Below are 25,661 nucleotides of genomic sequence, written 5' to 3'. Positions count from 1 at the left end.
CCAAGCTACTGCTACGCGAGGCTCACGAGTGGCTGAGCGCGTTCGAAAGCAGCTTGGCGGTGATATCGACGATCGGAATGACGCGCTCGTACGCCATGCGGGTCGGCCCGATCACGCCCAGGGTGCCGACGATCTTGCCGTTGACCTCGTAGGGCGCGGTCACCACGCTCATTTCATCCATCGGCACCAGGTTCGACTCGCCGCCGATAAAGATCTGCACCCCGGTCGCCTTGCTCGACACATCGAGCAACTGCATCAGCCCGGTCTTTTGCTCGAACATGTCGAACATCTGGCGCAGCGAGCTCATGTTGGACGACAGGTCCGACACGCTCAGCAGGTTGCGCTCGCCGGAAATGACCATGTCATCCGACTGGTCGGTCATCGCCTCGCTGCCGGCTTCGACCGCTGCCTGCATCAGGCTGCCCATATCGTCGCGCAACTGGCGCAGTTCCTTGGTCAGGCGGGTGCGCACGTCGTCGAACGACAGGCCGCCGTAATTCTGGTTGATGTAATTGGCCGAGCGCACCAGCTGCGCCGGCGTGTAGTCGGCTTCGGTCAACAGCAGGCGGTTCTGCACGTCGCCGCGCGGGTCGACAATGACGAGCAGGATGCGCTTTTCGGACAGGCGCAAGAATTCGATCTGCTGGAACACCGATTCGCGCCGCGGACTGAGCACCACGCCGGCGAACTGCGACAGCGACGACAGCATCTGCGCCGCATTGGCGATCATCTTTTGCGGCTGCTGGGCCGGCAGGCGCAGGCGCGCGTCGACCGCATGCTCGTCGATGTGTTGCACAGTCAGCAAGGTATCGACAAAGATGCGGTAGCCGCGCGGAGTCGGAATACGGCCGGCCGAGGTGTGCGGGCTGGCCACATAGCCGAGCTCTTCCAGGTCGGCCATGATGTTGCGGATGGTGGCGGGCGAGAGGTCGAGTCCGGAGATTTTCGACAGCGCGCGCGATCCGACCGGCTGGCCGTCGGCGATATACCGTTCGACCAGGGCTTTGAGCAGCGTTTGCGCGCGGGTATCGAGTTGCATGATTCTAGGTGAGGGGCGGTAAGGACAAAAACAAGGCCAAGCACAAGTGCTGATCCGCTTATTATGCACGTTCGCCAGCGTGGCGGGGCTTTATGTGGCCGGCGCGCCGCGTGCGCCGCATTCGGCGCCTCAGTCGTGCTCGCGCTTGAGCCAGTCGAGCAGCTCATCGAAACTGCGGCAAATGGCGTCCGGCGCCACGCCGTGTTCGAGGTGGCGCTCGCTGCCGGTACGGTTGAGCCAGACCGCGCGCAGGCCGGCGCGCTGGGCGCCCTGCACGTCGAGCAGCACATCGTCGCCCACGTACACCGCGTCGGCCGGGTCGACCCCGAGCTCGGCGCAGGCGGCCAGGAAAATGGCGGCGTCGGGCTTGGCGCGGCCGAACTGGCTGGCCGCCACCGACACCTTGAAATGGTGCGACAGGCCGATCGCCTGCAGGTCGGCATTGCCATTGGTAACCGAGCCGAGCATGCTGCGGCCTTTCAGGCGCAAGAGGCCGGGCACCACGTCGTCGTAGGGGATGACGGCGTTGCGCGCGGCATAGAAATGGACCATGGCCTGCTCGACCTTGGCCCCGTCTTCGCCGGCCGCTTCGAAGGCCGACAGCAGGCCGGCGCGGCGCAAGGCGCCCAGGTCGAGTTCGAATTCGGGCTGCTGCGCCAGCAAGGCCAGGCGCGCCTGGCGCAGGGCGTCGATGGTGAAGCGCTCGGCCACCCGGGGCGCGTTGCTGTGCAGCCAGGCGTGCAGGGTTTGCTCCGCTTGCAGGATGACCGGGGCGATCGGCCACAGCGTATCGTCCAGGTCGAACAGGATGGCTTTGGGCCAGGTGCGGCGTGGCGTGGTCGGCATGGTCTTCTCGGTAGTTGGTCCGCTTCCAGCATAGCGAGGCACAGCCTGAAAATCAACCGGACTGTCGGGCGCGCGCACCAGGACGGGAGCGCCACGGCGCCGGCATGACACCCCGATACAAGGCAATGAGCCGCGGCGTTGACAAATGCTCTAAAATGACGCCCATATCAGGCTGTCCGTCGGCGGCCCAGCCTCCCCACCTTACCCGCATTCGTTTTGGAGAAAGTATGAAAAATCTGTACCTGCGTTCCGCCGTGGCACTTGCGTGCGCGCTCAGCCTGGCCGCTTGCGGCGGCGACGATGATGGCACCATGCAATTGAGGGGCGTCGTCGAAGGCGTCACCATCGACGGCCTGGTGCTGCAGAACAAGGGCGGAGCGGAACTGAAGGTCGAGCCGTTCGCGAGCAGCTTCGTGTTCCCGAACCTGATCGCCGTCAATACCGAATACGACATTACCTTCAAATCGATTCCCTCGAACGCCACCTGCAAGATGATCAACGGCAAGGGCAAGTCAAGCAACTACGGCATCGGCCAGATCGGCGTGAGCTGCACCCTGAAACCGCACGATGTCAAAGGCAAGATCGTTGGCCTGACCACCGAGCCGCTGGTGATCATCAACGGCACCCATCGCCTGAACATTCGCGCCAACCAGACCACATTCAACCTGCGGGTCGATCCCATCGATGAAAAGAAACCCGTACCCATGCCTGGCCAGGTCGGCGAAACCCAGGCGTATGGCTTGAGCGTGCTGCAGCAGCCGCCCGGCCTGACCTGCCGCATCGACAACGCGATCGGCATCATGGGCAAGACCGACGTCGACAATATCCTCATCACCTGCAACTGATCCCGGCCGCCGCCCCCGAGCGGGCGGCGCCATATTCTCTGGAGAATTTCATGAAGTCATCCGTCCTGCGCCATTCGCTGCTGCTGACCCTCGCCCTGGGCCTGGCCGCGTGCGGCGGCAAAGCGACCTTTCCTGTCGAAGGAAAAATCGTCAATCTGAAGCACTCTGGCCTGGTCCTGAGCAATATCGGCATGAACGACCTGCCGGTCGATGCCAAGGCCACCAGCTTCCGCTTTCCTAACACCATCGAATACGGCGTGCAGTACGACGTGAAGGTGAAAACCAGCGCGCTGCACCAGGACTGCACCCCGGACAACAACAAGGACACCGCCGGGCGCCAGGCTGCCATCAACGTCACCATTACTTGCAGGGACTACACCTATCTGATCGGCGGCAACGTCAAGATCGTCGGTGCCGATGGCGGGGCCAAGCCGTATGTCGGCGAAAACCTGGTGCTGATCAACGGCAGCAGCGACAGGATCAACGTCGCCAAGGATGCGCAAACGTATAAATTCGGCGGTGCGATCGCCTTCGGCACCAGCTACGGCGTGTCGGTCCTGCAACAGCCGGACGGCGGCAAGCTGGTCTGCTCGGTGGACCGTGGCATCGGCGAAATGGGCGATGCCGAGGTGACCAACGTCAACGTGCTGTGCCGCGAAAAGTAAGGCGATCGAGGGCTTGTGAAGGTGATATTTGCAAAAGGCATAACTGATATTCCAAAGATAAATTGGCCTGATATGCTGTAGCGCAGCATAATTGCACCTGTCTCCTCCAACTCTCCTCAAAAAGAATTGGATTTCAAGCCCGCTTCACAGCGGGCTTTTTTTTGTCCCGGTTTTCGTTCCAGCCTGCGTTCCGGCGCAGTTCAGCGCACGGCGCTCTTGCGCAGGGCTGGCACATAAAAGCCAGCCACGGTGTCGATCAACTGGTCCGGCCGGCCCCCGGCCAGGTTGGTCAGGATGATGACCGCCAGGTCGTCGTCGGGATACACATAAAAAGCCGAACGTCCACCGCCGTTGCCGGCCACTGCGCGCTGCACCCCGGGGCCGCGGCGGATCGCCGGCCAGCCCAAGGCCCACGGCGCCGGGCGGCCGTCGGCAAAGGTCGATGGCGTCCACATCGCCGCCAGGCTGGCCGGCGTGAGCAGACGCCCTTGCTGGAGGGCCACGATCCACTTGCCCAGCTCGGTCGCGGTGGTATTCATGCCGGCGCCGGTGCGCATGGCCGGGGGAAATTCCTCCACCACATTACGCAGCACACCGCCCGCGAAGCGGTAGGAATTGGCCTTGCCCATGATGATGTCGCCGGTGTCGCCAAAACTGCTGTTGGGCATGCCCACCACCTCGAACTGCCCGCCCCGGATGAATTCCACAAAAGGCTTGCCGCTGAGGCGGTCGATGATTTTCCCCAGCAGCACATAATTGGTCTGGTTATAGCTGAAACGCTGGCCGGGTGAAAACTGCGGCGGCATGCCCAGCGCGGTTTTCCACGCTCCGTCCATGCCGCCCGGCAGCAAGTCGCCCTGCGCATCGAGAACGTCGGGCAGCCCGGACGTATGGTTGAGCAACTGGGCGACGCTCACGCCCCGCCACGACGCCGGCAAGCCGTCCAGATAGCGCGAGACCGGCGCATCGAGCGCCAACTTGCCCTGCTCGACCAGCTGCATGATGGCCACGCCGGTAAACGATTTGGTCGCGGAATTGATCGAAAACACGGTGCCCTCGCCCACCGGCACCTTGTGCTGGAGATTGGCCACCCCGAACGCGCCCGACAGCACCACTTTCCCATGCCGGATCACAAGGATCTGCATGCCCGGAATGCGGCGCTCCTGCATTTCGGCGCGAATATATTCCAGGACCGCCTCGTTGGCCGCGCTCTCGGCCGCCGGCACGGTCCCGGCGGCAGGCGCCGCCAGCACGACCGCACCGGGCAGGCTGGCAGTCAAGGTGGCGAGCAGAAAACACAATGTGCGTGGAAATTTCATCGAATGATGTTCCTCATGGTAGGGGCGAACCGGTCGGCAAGCGCCACCCCATCATGGCATGAAAATGGGCAATGTTGGCTATTTGGAAATGATATTTCCGAATGGACCGCACAGGTGATGGATAGCTTGTCATCTTCCTGTCATCTTGCCGTCACGGCACGGTCATCTGGGCTGGCTAGAATCCGGCTTGCTAAATCCAACCCCCAGCCATAGGACCTTCATGAACAAGCCAAACGATCTGGTCAGCTCCATCGATCCAGATGACATCGACTGCAATGATTCGCCGAACGAACACTTCAACACGGTGCTGAACGCCCGCCTGAGCCGCCGCAGCCTGCTGCGCGGCGGCATGGCCTCGGCCGCCACGGCGATTTTTGGCGCAGTCGGTCTGTCGGCCTGCAGCAGCGACGACCCGGCGCCTGTCACGCCGACGCCAACGCCGACCCCGCCGCCGGTCCCGGCTGAAAAACTGCTGGCCTTCACGGCCGTGCCGAAAAGCCTGGCCGACATGGTCAGCGTCCCGGCCGGCTACACCGCCTCGGTCATCTATGCGCTGGGCGACCCGCTCAACGGCACCACCCCCGCCTACAAAAACGACGGCACCGACAACAACTTCGACACCCGCGCCGGCGACCATCACGACGGCATGGAGTTCTACGGCCTGTCGGCCACCGGCAGCGCCACCACCACCAGCTCCGACCGCGGCCTGCTGGCCGTGAACCACGAAGCGACCACGGATTCGAAACTGTCGTCCTTCTTCCTGCACGCCAATGGCGGCGTGACCACCCTGCCGCGCCCTGCGTCGGAAGTGGACAAGGAAGTGGCGATCCACGGCGTGAGCGTGGTCGAAGTCAAGAAGACCGGCGCCGCCTGGGCCTACGTCAAGGAGTCCTCCTTCAACCACCGCATTACCCCGCTGACCGACATCGAACTGTCCGGTCCCGCGCGCGGCAATGCCCTGCTCAAGACCAAATACTCGCCGACCGCCACCAAGACGCGCGGCACCCTGAACAACTGCGGCACCGGCAAGTCGCCATGGGGCTCGTTCCTGACCGGTGAAGAAAACTGGTCCGGCTACTTCGTGCGCGGCGCCGCCGACGACGCCGCCCGTGCCGGCGACAAGAGCATCGCTTCGCTCAAGCGCTACGGCCGCAACCAGGGCGCCACCTCGCGCCACGGCTGGGAAAGCGCCGGCACCGACGACAAATACGCACGTTGGGACATCAGCAAAAAAGGCGCGTCGACGGATGGCAGCGACGACTACCGCAACGAAATGAACGGCATGGGCTACATCGTCGAAATGGACCCGTACGACAAGTCCAAGTCGGCCAAGAAGCGCACGGCCCTGGGCCGCTACGCCCACGAAAGCGCCGCCTTCGGCAACCCGGTCGTCGGCCAGCAGCTGGCCGTCTACATGGGCGACGATTCGCGCAACGAGTACATCTACAAATTCGTCTCGAGCGCCGTCTGGGCCGCCGCCGACGCCACCGCCACGGACCGCATGGCCACGGGCGACAAATACCTCGACAGCGGCAAGCTGTATGTCGCCAAGATCAACGCCGACGGCACTGGCCAGTGGATCGAGCTGGCCATGTCGAACGCCGCCATTGCCGCGTACAGCGCGTACAAGTTCGCCGACCAGGCCGACATTGCGGTCAACGCCCGCCTGGCCGCCGATGCGGTGGGCGCGACCAAGATGGACCGTCCGGAATGGTGCTCGGTCAATCCGGCCAACGGCGAGATTTACTACTCGCTGACCAACAACTCGAACCGCGCGGTCGACCCGACCTCGTCGCAACTGGCGCCGGACAGCGCCAACCCGCGCGCCTACACCGACATGAAAGGCAGCTCGGCCCAAAGCGGTAACCCGAACGGCCATATCCTGCGCATGAAAGAAGGCGCCGGCGCCTCGGCAGCCACCAGCTTTACGTGGGATGTGTACCTGTTCGGCGCCGAAGCGGGCGCCGCCGGCGGCTTCGTGAACCTGTCGAACCTGACCGCGGACCAGGATTTCTCGAGCCCGGACGGCCTGGCATTCAGCCCGTACACCGGCATCTGCTGGATCCAGACCGACGATGGCGCCTACACCGACGTCACCAACTGCATGATGCTGGCCGCAGTGCCGGGCACGGTCGGCGACGGCGCCAAGGTCACCCTGAACCATCCGAAAGCGGCCGGCGGCACCCTGGCGGTCGATACGTATGTGGGCAAGAAGCCGACAGCGGACACGCTCAAGCGCTTCCTGGTCGGGCCGGCGGGTTCGGAAATCACGGGTATCTGCGAAACGCCGGATGGCAAGTCGATGTTCATCAACATCCAGCACCCGGGCGAAAACACGGCGCAGGCGAATCTGGCCGATCCGTCGAAGTACACCAGCCAGTGGCCAAGCAACGCCGGCTACGGCCCGGGCAAGCGCCCGCGTTCGGCGACCATTGTGATTACCAAGAATGATGGCGGCCGGATCGGGACGTAAGGAGCGATTTGGAAGGTGGGCGGGCCTGATCAGGCCTCGTTCCCACCGTCCCCAAAACCGTCATTCCCGCGAAGGCGGGAATCCAAGGCACCGTCGCTAAGCGTAGAGGCCTTGGATTCCCGCCTGCGCGGGAATGACGGTTTTTAGGTTTTCAGCCCACCCACAATCCGCAGCACCTCGGCACGCGCATCGGTCCATCCCGACGCGGCCAGCTTCGGCCCGCACTCGGCGCACGCCTCGAACGGATTGCACCCGTGTTCCAGCGCCACATAGCGCGCTCCCACGACCTGCTTGCCCACATACGAATCGATCCTGCCGGCCGGCGCACCGGACGGATTGGCAGCCGCCGGCGACGGCGCCACGCCCTTGAGCACCCAGCGCTGGAACGGCGCCACATCGACCCCGTCGGGCACATACCACAGCTTGCTATCCTTGTTCCAGCGCGCCCCCAGGGCCTTGGCCTCGTCTTTTTCGGCGTACGGGACTTTGAGCATGATCATGAGGGCACTCCTGTCAGGCCGGCTGCTTGAGTAAATTCGACAGCGCCACATACTGCGCCAGGCCGACCGTCTCAGGACGCATCGACGGGTCGATTCCGGCTTCGACCAGCTGCGCTTCGGTACACATCCCCGCCATGCAGTTGCGGATCACCTTGCGGCGCTGCGAGAACGCCTTCATCACCACCGCCTCCAGGGTCGGGCCGTCGCACGCCAGTTTGCGTTCGGCCGGCACCGGCACCATGCGCACGATGGCCGACTCCACCTGTGGCGGCGGGTCGAACGCGGTCGGCGGCACGATGAACATGAGCGACATGTCGTAACGCCACTGCAGCATCACCGACAAGCGTCCGTACGTCTTGCTGCCGGGCGCGGCCACCATGCGCTCGACGACTTCTTTTTGCAGCATGAAATGCTGGTCTTCGATCAGGTGCGCGAAGTCGGCCAGGTGGAACAGCAGCGGGCTCGAAATGTTGTACGGCAGGTTGCCGACCACGCGCAGCTTCTGCCCTTCCGGCACCGGAATGAGGCCGTAGTCGAACTTGAGCGCGTCGCCCGAATGAATGGTCAGCTTCTCGCGCGGGAAGTTGTTTTCCAGGCGCGCGACCAGGTCGCGGTCCAGTTCCACCACATGCATGTGGTCGAGGCGCTTGAGCAGCAGCGCCGTCATGGCGGCCAGGCCCGGCCCGATTTCGACCATCGCCTGGCCCTTCTCGGGGCCGATGGCGTCGATGATGTTATCGAGGACGAGTTTGTCGGTCAAAAAATTCTGGCCGAAGCGCTTGCGGGCGACGTGTTTCATATTCTTCTTCTCAATGCGGTTCTAAGGGTGCAATCTACAGCTGTGATGCGCGCTGTGCGTCCACCATCTGCAATGCGGTGCGGATGGCTTGTTCCATGCTGCCGCAGTCGGCTTGTCCCAGCCCGGCGCAAGCCAGGTCGAGCGCGGTGCCATGGTCGACCGAGGTGCGGATCAGCGGCAGGCCGAGGGTGATGTTCACGCCGCGCCCGAAGGTGGCGTATTTGAGCACCGGCAAGCCCTGGTCGTGGTACATGGCCAGCACGCAGTCGGCGTCCATCAGGTACTTGGGCTGGAACAGCGTATCGGCCGGATACGGGCCGCGCGCGTCGATGCCGCGTGCGCGCGCCGCTTCCAGCGCCGGCGTGATGGTGTCGATTTCCTCGCGTCCCAGGTAGCCGTTCTCGCCCGCGTGCGGATTGAGGCCGGTGACCAGGATGCGCGGGGCGGCAATGCCGAACTTGTTTTTCAGGTCGTGGTGAATGATGTCGATCACCCGCCCCAAACCGTCGCGCGTGATCGCCGCCGAGACATCCTTGAGCGGCAAATGGGTGGTGGCCAGCGCCACCCGCAGCGCAACATTGTCCGGCGTGTCAGGTGCGGTAGCCGACGCGGTTTCACCGGCCAGCATCATCACCACCTGCGCGGTGGCGGTCTTTTCGGCCAGGTATTCGGTGTGGCCCGAAAAAGCCACGCCGGCGTCGTTGATGGTGCTCTTTTGCAGCGGCGCGGTGACCATGGCGTCGAACCAGCCGGCGCGCGCGCCTTCGACCGCCAGGTCGAGCGTGGCCAGCACCGCGCGGCCGTTGGCCGGATCCAGGACGCCCGGCACCACGTGGGCGCCGAGCGGCACGTCGATGACGCAAATGCGCGATGGGCCGAACTGCGGCAGGCCGCCGTTGCGCAGCGCCTGCACCGACAAGGCGGCCAGTTGGATATCGGGGTCGATCAGGCTGGCGGTGAGCGCCAGGAAGGCGGCGTCGCCGAGCAGCACGCAGTTGACCTGCGCGCGCATGGCCCAGGCGGCGCGGATCGAGATTTCCGGCCCGATCCCGGCCGGTTCGCCCGTGGTGATGGCGATCGCCGGCCGTGTGCTTGCCTGACGCATGCGCTTACTTGTTCTCGTCGCGGAATTCGACGTAGGCGCGGTCGCGCACCTGGCGTGCCCAGTCTTCGGTCGCTTCTTCGAGCTTGCGGTCGCGGATCACCTGGCGCGCAGCCATGCGCACCCGTTCCTTGTTCTGGTCATCGCTCTTGCGCTCCATGACTTCGATCAGGTGAAAGCCGTACGGGGTTTCGACGACGTCGCTCAGTTCACCCGGTTTCAGGGTGGCCATCACGGTTTCGAATTCCGGCACGGTGTCGCCCGGGTACAGCCAACCGAGGTCGCCACCCTTGCTGGCCGAACCGTCGTTGGAGAACAGGCGCGCCAGTTCTTCGAACTTGGCAGCCTTGTTGTCGAGGCGTTCCTTCAATTCGGTCAGCTTGCGCTTGGCGTCGGCCGCCGTCATGGTCGGGCTGACCTTGAGCAGGATGTGGCGCGCGCGCGTCTGCTGCACCGCCGCCGGCGCGCTGGCGTCGGCCAGGTTGCGCTTGTCGACCATTTTCAGGATGTGGAAACCGGTGGTGCTTTTCAGGACCGGCGTGACCTGGCCAGGTTTCAGTTTGCCGAGCGCGTCGGAAAACAGCGGCGGCAGGCGATCGAGCGCGCGCCAGCCGATTTCGCCACCCTTGAGCGCATCGCTCGAATCGGAGTAGGTGGCGGCGATCTTGGCGAAGTCGCCACCGGTGCGCAGCTGGCGCATCACGTCGTCGGCGCGCGCGCGGCGTGCGGCGATCTGCTCGGGCGAGGCGTTTTCGGGAATGCGCACCATGATCTGCGCCAGGTTCATCTCGACCTTGTCGGCGGCGGCGGCTTTTTCGGCGGCCAGGTAGGTGTCGACTTCGGCGTCGGAAATCTGGATCTTGTTGTCGACTTCATGCTCGCGCAGGCGCTGCATCATGATTTCGCTGCGGATCTCTTCGCGGAAGGCGGCAAACGTGGTGCCGCTCTTTTCCATCTGGTTGCGCATCTCCTGCACCGACAGCTTCTGCTGCTCGGCGATGCGGCCGATGGCGCGATCGAGCATGGTGTCGTCGACCCGCACGCCCATCTCCTTGGCCAGCTGCATCTGGGCGCGTTCGACGATCATGCGTTCGATGACCTGGCGCTGCAGGTCGGCCGCCTCGGGCACGGGTGCGTTTTGCGACTTCATCGCGCCTTCGACGGCGCGCACGCGGGCGGTGATTTCGTTGCGGGTGATGACTTCATCGTTGACCACCACGGCGATCGAATCGATGACGTTGGCCGAGGCCGACGCCGGCGGCAAAAAGCCGCTCGACGGCTTGGCCGCGGCCGCTGCCGGCTTGGCCGGCGTGGCTTGGGCAGCCACCTGGCCGGCGGTCAGGGCGCACAGCAAGGCGGCGGCGATCTTGAGTTGGTGCATACGGATATTGCGCATAATCTGGGAAGCACTCATATTCAGTTAAATGAAAAAATCCGACGTCCCGCTTAGCGGCCCGAGCCCTGGTTCAGCCTCGTATAGCCTGGAACGCTCTTGTAAAACGATTCGAGCGGGCTGCCGAAACCGAGCTTGGACAAGCCGTTCAGTTCCAGTTGGAAGAAGATCGGCGTCGAGGTGTTGCGCGTGGTGGTCACGAAACGCTGCCCACCCATGCGGAACACCCAGCAGTCGGCCTGGTATTCGAGACCGACGAGGCTCTCGACGACTTTATGTTCCAGTACCGAATACGTGACCCGGCCCACGCCATACCAGCGTTTCGACAGCGGCCACTGGGAAGATACCATCGCATTCTTGACGACGTCGCGCAAATAGCGGTACTCGGCGTTGATCACCTTCTTCTCGCCCGGCTGCCATTGCACGCCATAGTTCTGCGTCACCACGCTGCTGGCGCTGGCATTGTATTGCACGGCGCTGTCGAAGCTCCATTTGTCCGAAATACGACCCGACGCGGCCAGCAGGACGTCGGAGCGGTTTTCGGTGCGCGGCGTGTTGGCCAGCTGGACGCGCTGCTCGTTGAGGTAAAAGCGCTGCCCCAGCACCAGGCGCAGGCGCTCGGCGCCGTTGGTCTCCAAAAAGCGCGAGACCAGGGCCGCCGTCACCTGATTGGCGTCCGACACGCGGTCGTTGCCGATGAAGCGGTTTTCGTTGAAGATCTGGGCTAGGTTAAACGTCGCCTCAAACGTGTCGAAGTTGGGGAACTTGCTCTGGTCCTTGTACGGCGTGTAGACGTAGAACAGGCGCGGCTCCAGCGTCTGGGTCATCTTGCGCCCGGTCAGCTTGGCGTCGCGCTCGAACACCAGCCCGCTGTCGAGCGAAAAGGTGGGCAAGGAGCGCGTGAGCGTGCGCGGAGCGTCGGCCTTGGTTTTTTCGAGCTCGTAGGCGCTGGCGTGCAGCATCAGCTTGGGCGTGACGAAATAGCCGGGACGCACGATCGGATAACTGAGCTGCGAGACCACCACCGCCCGGTTGCCGGTCGGCAGGTCGGGATGCGAGAAGCGCGTCATTTCCGAGTCGACCGCCCAGTCGAAGCCCTTGACGTCGTAGCGGCCGGCGTGGAACAGCAGTTCCGGTAAGCGGTCGTAGGGGCGCGGCACGGTGCGGCTCGGATCGGTCACCGAGACCGGGTCCTGCAGCACCTGGTAGCTCTGCACGCGCGCCGAGGCGCTCCAGAACTGGGTACGGTAGTCGGTGCGGATTTCGCGCACCAGCTGGCGTTCCGCGCTGGTCGAGATCGACTGCGAGAAGTCGCTCGGATAATTATCGTCCGACGCCGCCTTCAGGTTCCAGCCATACGACCAGCCGGGCGCGACGCCCTGGGTGTGCTGCGAATCGAAGCGCCAGCGGTCGGTCTTGGTGATCTTGTCGTTGAGCAAGACTTCGGCGTGGGTCTTGCCCTCGTAGCCGCCGTAGTCGTTTTCGCCGATATAGCGTCCGGTCGCGCCCATCTGCAGGCCACGATCGAGCATCCAGCGCGGATACACGGTCAGGTCGCGGTTCGGCGCGATGTTGAAATAATAAGGTTGCAGGATTTCGGCCCGGCCCTTGGAGCGGAAACCGATGGTCGGCGGCAGCCAGCCCGAGCGGCGCGCGCCCGACAGCGAGAACGACAGCGCCGGCGCGCCGATGATCGGCACGCCCTTGAAATAGATCACCGTCTTGCCGGCCACGCCCACATCGCGCCCGGCGTCCAGGCGCAGGGTGTTCGATTTCAGGTACCAGTCCGGCAGCAAGCCTTCGCAGGTGGTATAGGTGCCGTCGCTGACGATGGCCTCGTCTTCGCTGATGAAGTCGACGCGCCTGGCCGAGCCCTGCGCGTTGTTGACCTCCATGCGGTACTCGGGATGGAGCACCCAGCCCTTGCCCGAAGACAGGTTCAGCTGCAACTCCTCGCCCTTGTAGGTATCGCCGAAGCGTTCCATCCAGACATTGCCGTTCGCGGTGACTTCATTCTCGACGTTCTTGAAGCAGGCGCGGTCGGCTTTCATCCGGGTTTGTCCCCGGCTCAGCTCAACTTTGCGCTCAAGAATGAGTTCGCGTTCGGGGCGGCCGGAGATTTCTTCCGCGCGCACGGTGACGGGCAGGTTGGGATCTTCGGTACGTTCGCGCTTTTGGACGGTTTGGGCGTGCAGCGGCACCGCGGTGGCGGTGACGAGCGCCGTCAGGGCATAGGCCCAACGCTGCGAGGGGGGAGCTGCCGGTTTTTTCAAGCTCATGAAATGACGTGTGCAAACACCATGGCAGGCGATTTTTTGAGGTTAATCCCTTATTATATGGGAATCTTCACCTTCAATCGGATTCTCAGGCTGCAACATGTCCTCATCGCTCCCCACCACCCCCGCAACATCGTCGGACACCCGCCTGACGCAGCTCACCACCTGGCTCGCCACGCTCGGCCTGGTCCAGGTCGAATCACGCCGTCCGGCCTCGGCCGACGCGAGCTTCCGCCGCTACTTCCGGCTCGACGTCGCCCCTGAACTGCGCGCCAAACTGGGCCAGACCCTGATCGCCATGGATGCCCCGCCCGAGCGCGAAAACGTGCCGGCCTATATTCATGTGCAAGGCTTGCTGCTGGCCGCCGGCGTGACCGTGCCCGCCATCGTGGCGCAGGACGTGGCCAACGGCTTTTTGCTGCTGTCGGACCTGGGCAGCACCACCTATCTGCAACGGCTCGACGTCGACAACGCGCCCAACATGTACTCGGACGCGGTCGACGCGCTGGTCAAGTTCCAGCTCGCCAGCGAGCCGGGCGTGCTGCCCGAGTACGACCGCGCCTTCATCGAACGCGAGCTGAACCTGTTCCCGGAATGGTTCGTCGGCAAGCACCTGGGCGTGACCATGACCGACGTCCAGAGCGCCACCCTGGCCAAGGTGTTCGACGCGATCATCGCCAACAACCTGGCCCAGCAGCAAGTCTTCATGCACCGCGATTTCCATTCGCGCAACCTGATGTTCATGGACCAGGGCAACCCGGGCGTGCTCGACTTCCAGGATGCCGTGTTCGGCCCGGTCACCTACGACCTGGCCTCGCTGCTGCGCGACGCCTACGTGCAGTGGGACGAAGAAATCGTGCTCGACTGGGTGGTACGCTACTGGCAGCGCGCCAAGGCGGTCGGGCTGCCGGTCAATCCGGACATCGACGCGTTCTACCAGGACTTCGAATTCATGGCCTTGCAGCGGCACCTGAAAATCCTCGGCCTCTTCTGCCGCCTGAACTACCGCGACGGCAAGAGCGCGTACCTGGGCGACCTGCCGACCGTGATCGACTACGTGCGCAAGACCTGCAACCGCTACATCGTCCTCAAGCCGCTGGCGCGCCTGCTCGACGCCTTCGAAGACAAGGTGCCGCAAGTGGGCTACACCTTCTGATGGGGAGCCAATCATGAAAGCGATGATCCTGGCCGCCGGCCGCGGCGAACGCATGCGCCCATTGACCGACGACTGCCCCAAGCCGCTGCTGAAGGTGCGCGGGCGGGCGCTGATCGTCTGGCACATCCTGAACCTGGTGCGCGCCGGGATCACCGAGATCGTCATCAACCACGCCTACATGGGCGAGGCGATCGAGCGTGAACTGGGCGACGGCGGCAAATACGGCGCGCGCATCGTCTACTCGCCCGAAACGGTGGCGCTGGAAACGGCCGGCGGCATCGCCAACGCGCTGCACCTGCTGGGCGACGAACCGTTTTTGGTGCTCTCGGCCGACATCTACTGCCCGTACTTCGATTTTGCCCAGGTCACCGACGTGCTGGTCGACGAAGACATGTGGGGCAATCCCTACCCGCCCGAGAAGCGCGACGCCTGCTGGATCTACCTGACCCCGAACCCCTTCCATAATCCCGAGGGCGACTTCGGGCTGACCATGTACCAGGTGGCCAACGACGGCGAGCCGAAGTGGAATTTTTCGAACATCGGGGTGTACCGGCCGGAGATGTTCAAGGCCATCGTCCCGGGCACGCATGCGCGCCTGGGCGCCCTGATCCGCCAGTACGCGGACCTGGGCCAGGTGGGCGGCGAAATCTACGAGGGCGACTGGGTCAACGTCGGCACCGTGGCGCAGCTGGAAGAACTGAACGCGCCGCTGGGCACGCGCAAGGCGCAATCATGAGCGGCGCGCCTTGCCACACAAGTACGCCGTTCGCGGCCCGGCGCGCGCGCCTGTGCGCGGCCATGCAGCCGGGCGCCGTGGCCATTTTGCCGACCGCGCCCGAAGTGCAGCGCAACAGCGACAGCGACTACCCGTACCGCCACGACAGCTATTTTTACTACCTGACCGGTTTTACCGAACCGGACAGCGTGCTGGTCCTGGTGGCCGCCCACGCCGACAAGCCGGCGCAGGCGATCCTGTTCTGCCGCCAGAAGAACGTGGAGCGCGAGATCTGGGACGGCTTTCGCCACGGTCCCGACGGCGCGCGCATCGCCTTTGGATTCGACGCCGCCTTTCCGATCGACGAACTCGATAGCGAAATGGCCAGGCTGCTGGCCAACGCCCCGGCCGCGTATTACGCGCTCGGGCACAGCGCGGCGCTCGACATGCAAATGAAGAACTGGCTGCTGGCGGTGCGGCGCCAGGCGCGCGGCGGCGTCACCGCGCCGGCGGTGGCGCACGACCTGTTGGCGATGCTCGACGAGATGCGCCTGTTCAAGGACGACGCCGAGCAAGCCGTGATGCTGCGCGCGGCGACCATCTCGGGCATCGCGCATGCACGCGCGATGAGGGCGTCGAAGCCGGGCATGTTCGAATACGAAATCGAGGCCGAACTGCTGCACGAGTTCCGCCGCAACGGCGCCCAGTATCCGGCCTACACGCCGATCGTGGCCTCTGGCGCGAACGCCTGCGTACTGCACTACAACGCCAACAACGCCCAAACGCGCGACGGCGACCTGGTGCTGATCGACGCCGGCTGTGAGCTCGACAGCTACGCCGCCGACATCACCCGCACCTACCCGGTCAACGGCCGCTTCAGCGGGCCGCAGCGCACGCTCTACGAGCTGGTGCTGGCCGCGCAGACCGCCGCGCTGGACGTGGTGCGGCCAGGCCAAAAATACAGCGACATCCACGACGCCGCCACGCGCGTGCTGGCGCAGGGCATGCTCGACCTGGGATTGCTGGCGAAGGACAAATTCGGCGGCGTCGACGACGTCATCGCCGAACGCGCGCACCAGCAGTTCTACATGCACGGCACCGGCCACTGGCTGGGCCTGGACGTGCACGACGCCGGCGCCTACCGCGACCTCACGCTCGACGACAAGCCATCGCGCCCGCTGCAGCCCGGCATGGTGCTGACGGTCGAACCGGGCATCTACGTGCGTCCCGCCGAGGGCGTGCCGGAACAGTTCTGGCACATCGGCATCCGCATCGAAGACGACGTGCTGGTCATGCCGGCCACGCAAGGCGGCCACACCATCCTGAGCGCAGCGGCGCCCAAGCTGGCCGACGATATCGAACAACTGATGCGCCCCTGATGGATACAACACTTACCAAGTTTGACGTGGCAATCTGCGGCGCCGGGCCGGTTGGCATGGCGCTGGCCGCCCTGCTGGCGCGGCGCGGCATGGACAGCACGCGCATCGGCCTGATCGACGCCAAGGCGCTCGGCGTGGCGCTCTCCGACCCGCGCTCGATCGCGCTGTCGTACGGCAGCCGCATGCTGCTCGAAGAAATCGGCGCCTGGCCGCTGCCTTCGACGGCCATCCACCAGGTGCACGTGTCGCGGCGCGGGCAGTTCGGACGCAGCATGATCGACCGCGGCGAGCACGGCGTCGAGGCGCTCGGTTACGTGGCGCGTTACGGCGACCTGGTGGCGGCGCTGTCGGGGGCGTGCGAGCGCGCCGGGGTGGCGGTGCTGCGGCCTGCGCGCGTGGCCGGGCATGCGGAGCATGCGGAGAACGTCGCGCTCACGCTCGACGATGGGCGCGCACTGCGGGCGGCGGTGGTGGTGCGGGCCGAAGGCGGCGTGTTCGGCGAACAGGATGCCCGCTCGCGCACGCACGATTACCGGCAGACGGCGCTCATTGCGCGCGTGAGCACCAGCGCGCCGCTTGCGCATCGGGCGTACGAGCGCTTTACCGAAGAAGGGCCGCTGGCCATGCTGCCACAGGACGGTCCGGACGGCCATCAATATGCGCTGGTATGGTGCGTGCGGCCGGAGCGCGCGCAAGCGCTGCTGGCGCTGGACGACGCGCGCTTCCTGGCGCAGCTGGGCGAGGCGTTCGGGCAGCGTTTGGGACGGATGACCGGGACCAGCGCGCGCGTTGCGTATCCGCTTGGCCTGAATGCCGATCCGGGTGCGACCGGGCGCACGGTGGCGATCGGGAATGCGGCGCAAACCTTGCATCCGGTGGCCGGGCAGGGGTTGAACCTGGGGCTGCGCGACGCGGCGGTGCTGGCGCGCTTGCTGGCGCGCGAGGCCGGTCCGGCGGCGCTGAGCGCGTTTGCGCGGGAGCGCCGGACGGACCGCAAGCTGGTGGTGGAGCTGACCGACACCATGGCGCGCGCGTTCGCGCATCAGGGGCCGGGGCAAGCTTTGCTGGGGTTGTCGCTGGGACTACTCGATACCTTCAACCCGGCCAAGAATTTGCTGGGGGAGTGGATGATGTTCGGACGGCGGTGAGCCGATAGTCTGATCGTTTACCTGTAGCCCGTCGTTCCCGCGAAGGCGGGAACCCCATTCTGGGCGGCAGCCTCAGACGACTCGACGAACTTGGGTTCCCGCCTTCGCGGGAACGACGATCAGAACTCTTCCCAATCCTCCGTCGGCGCGGTGCTGGACAACTGCTTCTTCAGCGGCGCGCGCGCCACCGCTTTCGGCGCCGGCCTGGCCGCCACCTGCCGCGGCGCCGCCGCTACCACACCCGCACTCAACTTGAACACGCTGACCACCTCGGCCAGCTGGCGCGCCTGGTCCTGCATCGCTTCCGACGCCGCCGCCGCTTCTTCCACCAGCGCCGCGTTCTGCTGCGTCACCTGGTCCATCTGCGTGACCGCCTGGTTAATCTGATCGATCCCCAGGGTCTGCTCCTGGGTGGCCGCCGCAATGTCGCCCATGATGTCGGTCACGCGGCGGATGCTCTGGACGATATCGTCCATCGTGCTGCCCGCCTCGTTCACGAGTTTACTGCCCGCTTCGACCTGCTCGACCGAACTGCCGATCAGGCCCTTGATTTCCTTGGCTGCCTGCGCCGAGCGCTGCGCCAGGTTGCGCACTTCGCTCGCCACCACCGCAAACCCGCGTCCCTGCTCGCCCGCGCGCGCCGCTTCCACCGCCGCGTTCAGGGCCAAAATATTGGTCTGGAACGCGATCCCGTCGATCACGCCGATGATGTCGACGATCTTGTTGCTGGCCTCGTTGATGCGCCCCATCGTATCGACCACATTGCCGATCACGTTGCCGCCCTTGGTGGCCACGTTCGACGCCGTCTCGGCCAAGGTGCTGGCCTGGCGCGCGTTGTCGGCGCTCGCCTTGACGGTGGAGGTCAGTTGCTCCATCGACGACGCGGTTTCCTCCAGCGAGCTGGCCTGCTCCTCGGTGCGGCTCGACAGATCCTGGTTGCCGGCCGCGATTTCGGAAGACGCCACCGAAATCGTATCGGTGCCGCTACGCACCCGGCGCACCACTTCCACCAGGCTGTCGTTCATCTTTTGCAGCGCCGCCAGCAACTGGCCGATTTCATCGTTCGATTCGATCTTGACGGTGTCGGTCAGGTTACCGCCGGCGATGTTGTTGGCGAAGCGCAGCGCCTCGGCGATCGAGCGCGAGATGCCGCGAATGAGCGCGGCACCCATCATCAGGCCCAGCGCGATGCTGAGCACAATCAGGCCGATGGCCAGCGCACGCGCCGTCTCGAAGCGCGCCGTAGCCTGCTCGTACTCGGACTTGCCGACGGTAAGCTGGTAGTTGACCAGGTTGCGCATATTGTCGCGCACCGGCTGGAAGTTCTGAGTGAGCGCACCTTGCACCAGCGCGACGGCGCCCGGCACGTCCTTGGCCTTGAACGCCGCCAGCGTCGGCTTGATCCCCTGCGTCACAAAGGTTTCCCTGCTGGCCGCGAATTTGCCGGCGAGGGTCTTCTCTTCATCCGTCAGATAGGTTTCCATGTACTTGCCCCAGAGCGCCGTATTGCTCTGTACACGCTGCTCGACATCGCTACTGACCTCGGGCAGCTTGGCCGGGTCGCCGCTGACCGCCAACGCCAGCGTGTTCTGGTTTTGCTGGATCTGCGTGAGCACTTCGGCCAGCATGCCCACCGCCACCAGGCGGTCCTCGTACACCGTTTTGAGCGAGGCGTTGGTCACGCTCAGGTTGCGCAAGCCGATCAACCCGACCGCCAGCGAAATGGCGCTGATGACCCCGATGACAAAAATGAGCCGTGCCTTGATCGTCACGTTCTTAAACATGGTCGTTGACCTTTCAGTTGTCGGTTGCCGGGCCGGTTGCACATGGCGTGATGCGACATGAGAAATACTATCTCCTAAGAAATATACCGAACTTACCCGGTGAGTTAAATGGCGCAATATCAACATAGGACAAATTCAGCGCGTCTTGTGTTTGTGATGCGACAAGCGGAACAGCAATGTTGTGTGCTTGTATTCATTGCTGTCGCCAAGGGTCAAGCTGCGCGAAATCCCGGCAATTTTTCATGATATTCAGAAACTTATATGCTAAGGTCGGTACAGTCCCCCGTCCCTGCGGCTCCGATCATGCTCGACACCCTGCCCTGCACTCTCTCCCTGCGCCTGCTCGAAAACGCGCTCGACGCCATCGTCGTCATCGATGAAGACGGCGCCATTCGCTACCAGAACGGCGCGATGCAGACCTTGTCGGGTTACGCGCCGGGCGAGGCGCTGGGACAGCCGCTGACCGGCCTGCTGCCGGCCAACCTGGCGGGCCAGCACGAGCGCTACGTGCGCGCTTACCTGGACAGCTGCAAGGAGTCGACGGTGCTCGGGCAGGTGCGCGAATTCGCGATCCGGCACCGCACCGGCGAGATGGTCCCGATCGCAATGAAGGCGATCGACCTCGGCGTCCACGAGGGCAAGCGTTACTTCGGCGCCTTTCTCGAAGACTTGCGCGCGCGCCGCCACATGGAGGCCGAGCGCGATGCGCTGCTGGCGCGACTGGAAAAGCAGGCGCTGAGCGATGCGCTGACCGGCCTGCCGAACCGGCGCGCCTTCGACGCCGAAGCGCTGCTCACCTGCGCACGGGCCGCCCGCAGCGGCGCGCTGACCTGCGTCGGCATCGCCGATATCGATTTCTTCAAGAAGATCAACGACCAGTATGGCCACGCCGCCGGCGACACGGTGCTCGTTGCGGTGGCGGGCCTGATCGGCATGGCCTCGCGCGCCACCGACTTTGTCGCGCGCACCGGCGGAGAGGAATTCTGCCTGCTGTTTCCGGGGCTGGACGGCGCTACCGCCAACGTGGTGGCGGACCGCATTCGCGGGGCGGTGGAAAACGGCGCCATCGTCACGCCGCAGGGCGAGCAGGTGCGCGTGACGATCAGCATCGGGCTGGCGCAGCTGGCGCCGGGGATGCCGTTCAACGAGGCGCTCACGCGCGCGGACGCGGCGCTGTACGAGGCAAAGAACGCGGGCCGCAATCGGGTGCGCGGCGGCTGAGGCATCGCCTCGTTCCCTGCGGAGCTGCATGGCCCGCAATGCCCCTGTTTGAGTGGTAAGCAACAAAAAACATTATTGTACAAACTCTGAAATGATACAAAATCAGGCATTCTCACAGGCCCGATGCCTGGGCCGATCGCTGCCGCGCAGCTGACAATCAAAGGAAATCCGGGATGAACATACCAAAATCGTTAGCAACAAAAGCGCTCATCCCTTTGTTAGCTGGACTTTTACTGCTGCAAGGATGCGCCGCGACATTGAACGACAAGGGGATCGGCTATTCGACGCACAACATTGGACTGACTTGCTACAGTGGCGTCACCAACGCCTGGCTGAAATATGCGGGCCTGATCAGCGAGCTGTGCGTCACCCAGGTCGCGCGCGAAAAACTGGCGTCCGACGTCAACCGGGTTCCCGGCTCGACAGCGGGTTACTACAAGGCGTTCACCGGGCTGATGGAAATGAAGTGGCGCGCGCGCGACGGCACGCAGTTGAGCCACACCGTGGACCTCAACAAGGAAGTTCCCGATCCCCGCATTCCGTACGCCCACCCGGAACGGGTGTACGCCAAGGCGCCATTCCTGGGTAATCCCACCATCGTCGTCGAGTACGATGACCGCACCGCCAATGTGTACGTCGCGGCCACCTTGCAGGTACGTTCTCTCGATCCCTCAAAGGGGCAGCTCGAGCATGTCGATACCTACACGCTGATCTATACCCGCACGCTGTAGGGGGCCTCGAAAAACCGGCGCGAGCGGCGAGAGAACGCGCCAGCCGCGACCTTGCAAGTATCCGACTGAACGTGTACCACTCGCTACGGTTTTTTCAAGGTCCGCTGGCACCTGAACGGCGACCCCGGGCCCGCCGCGGCAACTCAGTGCCGTATCCTGGTGCTGAGTTGCACACCGTCACGCAAACAGCGGAGCGTTGTCCCTATTGCCGGACGGCCTGCTGCGGCAAAGTGTCTCGTTTCGCTGTCTTGTTCTGTCTCGTTTTGTCTCGTTTTGTCTCATTTGGCCAGCGGCTCGGGGGCTCGGTTCAAACGAGACAAAACGAGACAAAAAGAGACAAGAATAGACACCCAAACGAGACACTTTGCCGCAGCAGGCCTGCCGGCAACAGGTACAACACGCACTCATTTAGTTCCCTGCTTGCATGCACGCGGCGAGGGCAAGACGAGCGCCGACGCGGAGGATGCCGCCGAAGCGTCTTTGCCCGATCAAAAAATTTTCAAATTATTTTTCGGCGCATTGGGCAAAAAACCGTCTTTTTCAAGGCCTTGAAAACTGTCGCATCCGCCTTTAGATTGGATTCAACGGATGCTCCACGGAGGTCCGTCAACCTATCGCTTAACTTCTAAAAGGATATTTATCATGCGCACATTCGACCTTGCTCCCCTGTATCGTTCCGCTATCGGCTTCGACCGCCTGGCCAACCTGCTGGAATCGCAGCGCGCCGACGCACAGCCCAGCTATCCACCGTACAACATTGAACTGGTCAGCGACGACAAGTACCGCATCGTGATGGCGCTGGCCGGTTTCGACCGTTCGGAAGTCGAGATCATCACCGAGCGCGACAGCCTGCACATCACCGGACGCAAGCAGAAAGAGGACACGCAGCCTACCTACCTGCACCGCGGCATCGCGGCACGCGATTTCGAGCAGCGCTTCCAGCTGGCGAACCACGTCAAGGTCACCACGGCCTCGTTCGACAACGGCATGCTGACCATCGAACTGGTGCGTGAAGTGCCCGAGGCCCTCAAGCCGCGCCGTATCCTCATCGACGGCGGCGACAACGTGCAGGTGCTGGAACAGCGCCAGGCCGCCTGATCGGGGCCTGCCAGCCCCATAAAAAAACGCCGCCCTATGTTACCGGGCGGCGTTTTTTTGCTGCTGATTGCTTGCCGCTGATGCCTAGTCGACCGCCTTGACCATCGCCTCGATCACCTTCTTGGCGTCGCCGAACACCATCATCGTGTTGGCCTGGTAGAACAAGTCGTTATCGAGCCCCGCATAGCCGGACGCCATCGAACGCTTGTTGACGATGATGCTCTTGGCCTTGTACGCCTCCAGGATCGGCATGCCGGCGATCGGCGACTTGGGATCCTTGGCCGCCGGGTTGACCACGTCGTTCGCGCCCAGCACCAGCACCACGTCGGTCTGGCCGAATTCGCCGTTGATGTCTTCCATCTCGAACACCTGGTCGTACGGCACCTCGGCTTCGGCCAGCAGCACGTTCATGTGGCCCGGCATGCGTCCCGCCACCGGGTGGATCGCGTACTTGACGATCACGCCCTTGTGGGTGAGTTTTTCGACCAGTTCCTTGAGCGAGTGCTGGGCGCGCGCCACGGCCAGGCCGTAGCCCGGCACGATGATCACGGTTTCGGCATTGCTCATGATGAAGGCCGCGTCGTCGGCGGAACCCGACTTGACCGGACGCTGTTCCTGCGCACCGCCAACAGCGGCGGCCGCCGGGTCACCCCCGAAGCCGCCCAGGATCACGTTGAAGAACGAGCGGTTCATCGCCTTGCACATGATGTACGACAGGATCGCGCCGGACGAACCGACCAGCGAACCGGCGATGATCAGCATCGAGTTATTGAGCGAAAAACCAATGCCCGCCGCCGCCCAGCCGGAATAGCTGTTCAACATCGACACCACCACCGGCATGTCGGCCCCGCCGATCGGAATGATGATCAACACGCCGAGAATGAACGCCAGCACCGCCATGATGATGAACGGGGTCCAGGCCGGCTCCACGCCAGGGGCGAAGCAGAACACCAGGCCGAGCGCGACCAGTGCGACCGCGATGCCCAGGTTGAGCATGTGCTGGCCCGGAAAGCTGACCGGCGCGCCCTGGAACAGGCGGAACTTGTATTTGCCCGACAGCTTGCCGAAGGCGATCACGGAACCCGAAAAGGTCACCGCGCCGACAAAGGTGCCGATGAACAGTTCCAGGCGGTTCCCGAACGGCAGCGCCACGCCCTGCGTCGTGATCTGGAACACCCACGGTTCGGCCACCACGGCGATCGCGATGCAGACCGCGGCCAGGCCGATCAGCGAGTGCATCGCCGCCACCAGTTCCGGCATCTTGGTCATCTCGACCTTTTTGGCGGCAAAGGCGCCGATGCCGCCGCCCACCACCACGCCGATCAGCACCAGCGTGAAGCCGAGGCCCCCGGTGGTGGCCGCTTGCGACTGCAGCTTGAAGATCAGCGCCACGGTGGTGATGGTGGCAATGGCCATGCCGCTCATGCCGAAAGCGTTACCGGTACGCGCGGTGGCCGGCGACGACAAGCCCTTGAGCGCCTGGATGAAGCACACCGACGCGATCAGGTAGAACATCGTCACCAGGTTCATGCTGATGTAGCTCATGCGTGCTCCCCCGCCTTGGCTGCTGGCGCGGCCTTCGGTTCCTTCTTGCGGAACATCTCGAGCATGCGCTGGGTGACCATGAAGCCGCCGAACACATTGACCGCCGCCAGCGCCACCGCCAGGGTGCCGGACACCTGGCCGACGATGCCGCTGGTAAGACCGGCGGCCAGCATGGCGCCGACGATGATGATCGCCGAGATGGCGTTGGTGACCGCCATCAGGGGCGTGTGCAGTGCGGGTGTGACGGTCCAGACGACGTGGTAGCCGACGTAAATGGCCAGCACGAAGATGATGAGATTGATGATGGTGTGACTGACTTCCATGTTGCCTCCCTCTTGACGTTGATGTGACAACGGGCCGCGGCCCGTCCTGCCTTGCTTGTGTGATCGTTGCTGTATCGGTGTGGCGCCCCGCGTTCTACTTGCGCAGTACCTCGCCGTCGGCGCACACCAGGGTGGCCTTGAGGATCTCGTCTTCGCGGTCGATCACCAGCTGTTCATCCTTGTCGATGACCAGCTTGAGGAAATCGAGCACATTGCGCGCATACAGGGCCGAGGCGTCGGCCGCCACCAGGGTCGCCAGGTCCGGCTCGCCGATGATGTGCACGCCGTATTTGGTGACCGTTTTATTCAGTTCCGACAGCGGGCAGTTGCCGCCTTGCGAGACAGCCAGGTCGACGATCACGGAGCCGGGCTTCATGGCCTTGACCGTTTCTTCGGAAATGAGCACCGGCGCGGCGCGGCCGGGAATCAAGGCGGTGGTGATGATGATGTCGGCCAGCTTGGCGCGTTCGTGAACCAGTTCGCCCTGGCGCCGCATCCAGTCGGCCGGCATCGAGCGCGCATAGCCGCCCGAACCCTTGGCGATTTCCTTCTCCTCGTCGGTGAGGTAGGGCACGTCGATGAACTTGGCGCCGAGCGACTCGACCTGCTCCTTGACGGGCGGGCGCACGTCGGACGCTTCGATCACCGCGCCCAGGCGCTTGGCGGTGGCGATGGCCTGCAGGCCGGCCACGCCCACGCCCATGATCAGCACGCGCGCCGCTTTCACGGTGCCGGCGGCGGTCATCAGCATCGGCATGAAGCGCTGGTAGGTGTTAGCGGCCATCATCACGGCCTTGTAGCCGGCGATGTTGGCCTGCGACGAAAGCACGTCCATCGACTGCGCACGCGTGATGCGCGGCACCGCTTCGAGCGCAAAGGCGCGCAGGCGGGCGGCCGCCATGGCGGCGATATTGTCGGTGTCGAAAGGGTTGAGCATGCCGATCAACACGGCATCGGCTTGCATGAGAGGGCGTTCATCTGCGTTCGGTGCGCGTACCTTGAGCACCACGTCGCAGCCAAACGCATCAAGCGCGCTGCCGATAGTCGCGCCGGCGGCGGCATACGCTTCATCGGTAACGGATGCCATCAGGCCGGCGCCCGCCTGGACTACCACCTGGTGCTTGGCGGCGAGCTTCTTGACCGTTTCGGGAGTTGCTGCAACACGGGTTTCACCCGACCGCGTTTCGGCCGGTATGCCTATTCTCATGACGCCTCCATAGAATTAATAAACTGCTCACGATAGTACACGCAAACCCAAAAATAGCACGACCATCCGTTTTTTCTAGATGAAGTCTTCCACATCC

Annotated in this window: 22 protein-coding genes; 10 read left to right on the top strand and 12 right to left on the bottom strand. The window is 64.1% G+C overall.

Annotated elements, in window-relative coordinates; all coding sequences use genetic code 11:
- Positions 1–22: 22 nt before the first annotated feature.
- Both hrcA and F0185_RS12755 read right to left on the bottom strand, forming a co-directional pair.
- Entirely contained in the window at positions 23–1,039 is a 1,017-nt protein-coding gene (gene hrcA, locus F0185_RS12760) for a heat-inducible transcriptional repressor HrcA (RefSeq protein WP_167224928.1), read from the bottom strand.
- Positions 1,040–1,168: 129 nt separating this feature from the next.
- The gene (locus tag F0185_RS12755) at positions 1,169–1,885 is read right to left on the bottom strand and encodes an HAD family hydrolase (protein WP_167224926.1); all 717 of its coding nucleotides are present in this window, start codon (positions 1,883–1,885) and stop codon (positions 1,169–1,171) included.
- A 227-nt stretch (positions 1,886–2,112) separates the two neighbouring features.
- Between F0185_RS12755 and F0185_RS12750 the strand changes: the two genes are divergently transcribed.
- Entirely contained in the window at positions 2,113–2,730 is a 618-nt protein-coding gene (locus F0185_RS12750) for a hypothetical protein (protein ID WP_167224924.1), read from the top strand.
- A gap of 50 nt (positions 2,731–2,780) precedes the next feature.
- Entirely contained in the window at positions 2,781–3,395 is a 615-nt protein-coding gene (locus F0185_RS12745; protein WP_167224922.1) for a hypothetical protein, read from the top strand.
- Positions 3,396–3,595: 200 nt separating this feature from the next.
- On the opposite strand, the gene F0185_RS12740 is transcribed toward F0185_RS12745, so the two are convergent.
- On the bottom strand, positions 3,596–4,714 hold the full coding sequence (locus tag F0185_RS12740; protein ID WP_167224920.1) for a serine hydrolase domain-containing protein: 1,119 nt from the start codon (positions 4,712–4,714) through the stop codon (positions 3,596–3,598).
- A gap of 220 nt (positions 4,715–4,934) precedes the next feature.
- On the opposite strand from F0185_RS12740, the gene F0185_RS12735 reads away from it, so the two are divergent.
- Entirely contained in the window at positions 4,935–7,187 is a 2,253-nt protein-coding gene (locus F0185_RS12735; protein WP_167224918.1) for a PhoX family protein, read from the top strand.
- Positions 7,188–7,330: 143 nt separating this feature from the next.
- On the opposite strand, the gene F0185_RS12730 is transcribed toward F0185_RS12735, so the two are convergent.
- From F0185_RS12730 to F0185_RS12710, 5 genes are all read right to left on the bottom strand, one after another.
- Positions 7,331–7,687 (bottom strand): DUF5710 domain-containing protein, encoded by a 357-nt coding sequence (locus tag F0185_RS12730; RefSeq protein WP_167224916.1) that lies wholly within the window; start codon positions 7,685–7,687, stop codon positions 7,331–7,333.
- A gap of 13 nt (positions 7,688–7,700) precedes the next feature.
- On the bottom strand, positions 7,701–8,486 hold the full coding sequence (gene rsmA, locus F0185_RS12725) for a 16S rRNA (adenine(1518)-N(6)/adenine(1519)-N(6))-dimethyltransferase RsmA (protein ID WP_166893669.1): 786 nt from the start codon (positions 8,484–8,486) through the stop codon (positions 7,701–7,703).
- Between the two features lie 34 nt (positions 8,487–8,520).
- Positions 8,521–9,591, bottom strand: a complete 1,071-nt coding sequence (pdxA, locus tag F0185_RS12720; protein WP_167224914.1) for a 4-hydroxythreonine-4-phosphate dehydrogenase PdxA — start codon at positions 9,589–9,591, stop codon at positions 8,521–8,523.
- Positions 9,592–9,595: 4 nt separating this feature from the next.
- Complete coding sequence (locus tag F0185_RS12715) at positions 9,596–10,969, bottom strand: peptidylprolyl isomerase (protein ID WP_167224913.1); 1,374 nt, start codon at positions 10,967–10,969, stop codon at positions 9,596–9,598.
- Between the two features lie 65 nt (positions 10,970–11,034).
- Positions 11,035–13,260: an LPS-assembly protein LptD gene (locus F0185_RS12710; protein ID WP_167224911.1), complete on the bottom strand. Its 2,226-nt coding sequence runs from the start codon at positions 13,258–13,260 to the stop codon at positions 11,035–11,037.
- 97 nt (positions 13,261–13,357) lie between these two features.
- Here F0185_RS12710 and F0185_RS12705 point away from each other — a divergent pair, with 97 nt between their 5' ends.
- Genes F0185_RS12705 through F0185_RS12690 form a run of 4 tightly spaced genes read left to right on the top strand, consistent with a single transcriptional unit; the run spans position 13,358 to position 17,655 of the window.
- The gene (locus F0185_RS12705) at positions 13,358–14,413 is read left to right on the top strand and encodes an aminoglycoside phosphotransferase family protein (RefSeq protein WP_167224909.1); all 1,056 of its coding nucleotides are present in this window, start codon (positions 13,358–13,360) and stop codon (positions 14,411–14,413) included.
- A gap of 13 nt (positions 14,414–14,426) precedes the next feature.
- Positions 14,427–15,149: an N-acetylmuramate alpha-1-phosphate uridylyltransferase MurU gene (murU, locus tag F0185_RS12700; protein WP_167224907.1), complete on the top strand. Its 723-nt coding sequence runs from the start codon at positions 14,427–14,429 to the stop codon at positions 15,147–15,149.
- Entirely contained in the window at positions 15,146–16,507 is a 1,362-nt protein-coding gene (pepP, locus tag F0185_RS12695; protein ID WP_167224905.1) for a Xaa-Pro aminopeptidase, read from the top strand. The genes murU and pepP overlap by 4 nt, the downstream gene beginning before the upstream one ends.
- Positions 16,507–17,655: an FAD-dependent monooxygenase gene (locus tag F0185_RS12690; protein ID WP_167224903.1), complete on the top strand. Its 1,149-nt coding sequence runs from the start codon at positions 16,507–16,509 to the stop codon at positions 17,653–17,655. Before pepP ends, F0185_RS12690 begins: the two co-directional genes overlap by 1 nt.
- Before the next feature lie 119 nt (positions 17,656–17,774).
- Here the strand turns inward: F0185_RS12690 and F0185_RS35325 are convergent, their stop codons facing one another.
- A complete protein-coding gene (locus F0185_RS35325) occupies positions 17,775–19,439 on the bottom strand; it encodes a methyl-accepting chemotaxis protein (RefSeq protein ID WP_167224901.1) in 1,665 nt (554 codons plus the stop codon).
- Between the two features lie 303 nt (positions 19,440–19,742).
- On the opposite strand from F0185_RS35325, the gene F0185_RS12680 reads away from it, so the two are divergent.
- From F0185_RS12680 to F0185_RS12670, 3 genes are all read left to right on the top strand, one after another.
- Positions 19,743–20,660, top strand: a complete 918-nt coding sequence (locus F0185_RS12680; RefSeq protein WP_167224899.1) for a sensor domain-containing diguanylate cyclase — start codon at positions 19,743–19,745, stop codon at positions 20,658–20,660.
- 257 nt (positions 20,661–20,917) lie between these two features.
- Positions 20,918–21,391 carry a hypothetical protein gene (locus F0185_RS12675; protein WP_167224897.1) on the top strand — a complete coding sequence of 158 codons (474 nt, stop codon included), beginning with the start codon at positions 20,918–20,920 and terminating at the stop codon, positions 21,389–21,391.
- A 642-nt stretch (positions 21,392–22,033) separates the two neighbouring features.
- Positions 22,034–22,489 (top strand): Hsp20 family protein, encoded by a 456-nt coding sequence (locus F0185_RS12670; RefSeq protein WP_167224895.1) that lies wholly within the window; start codon positions 22,034–22,036, stop codon positions 22,487–22,489.
- A gap of 84 nt (positions 22,490–22,573) precedes the next feature.
- On the opposite strand, the gene F0185_RS12665 is transcribed toward F0185_RS12670, so the two are convergent.
- From F0185_RS12665 to F0185_RS12655, 3 genes are all read right to left on the bottom strand, one after another.
- Positions 22,574–24,034: an NAD(P)(+) transhydrogenase (Re/Si-specific) subunit beta gene (locus tag F0185_RS12665; protein ID WP_167224893.1), complete on the bottom strand. Its 1,461-nt coding sequence runs from the start codon at positions 24,032–24,034 to the stop codon at positions 22,574–22,576.
- Entirely contained in the window at positions 24,031–24,357 is a 327-nt protein-coding gene (locus tag F0185_RS12660; RefSeq protein ID WP_167224891.1) for a proton-translocating transhydrogenase family protein, read from the bottom strand. Before F0185_RS12660 ends, F0185_RS12665 begins: the two co-directional genes overlap by 4 nt.
- Positions 24,358–24,451: 94 nt before the next feature.
- The gene (locus F0185_RS12655; RefSeq protein ID WP_167224888.1) at positions 24,452–25,564 is read right to left on the bottom strand and encodes a Re/Si-specific NAD(P)(+) transhydrogenase subunit alpha; all 1,113 of its coding nucleotides are present in this window, start codon (positions 25,562–25,564) and stop codon (positions 24,452–24,454) included.
- Between the last annotated feature and the right edge of the window lie 97 nt (positions 25,565–25,661).

The sequence above is a fragment of the Massilia rubra genome (assembly GCF_011682065.1).
In the GTDB taxonomy this organism is placed as follows: Bacteria; Pseudomonadota; Gammaproteobacteria; order Burkholderiales; family Burkholderiaceae_D; genus Telluria_A; species Telluria_A rubra.
The sequence above is the reverse complement of the archived record's forward strand: the minus strand, read 5'-3'. Positions and strand labels throughout refer to the sequence as shown.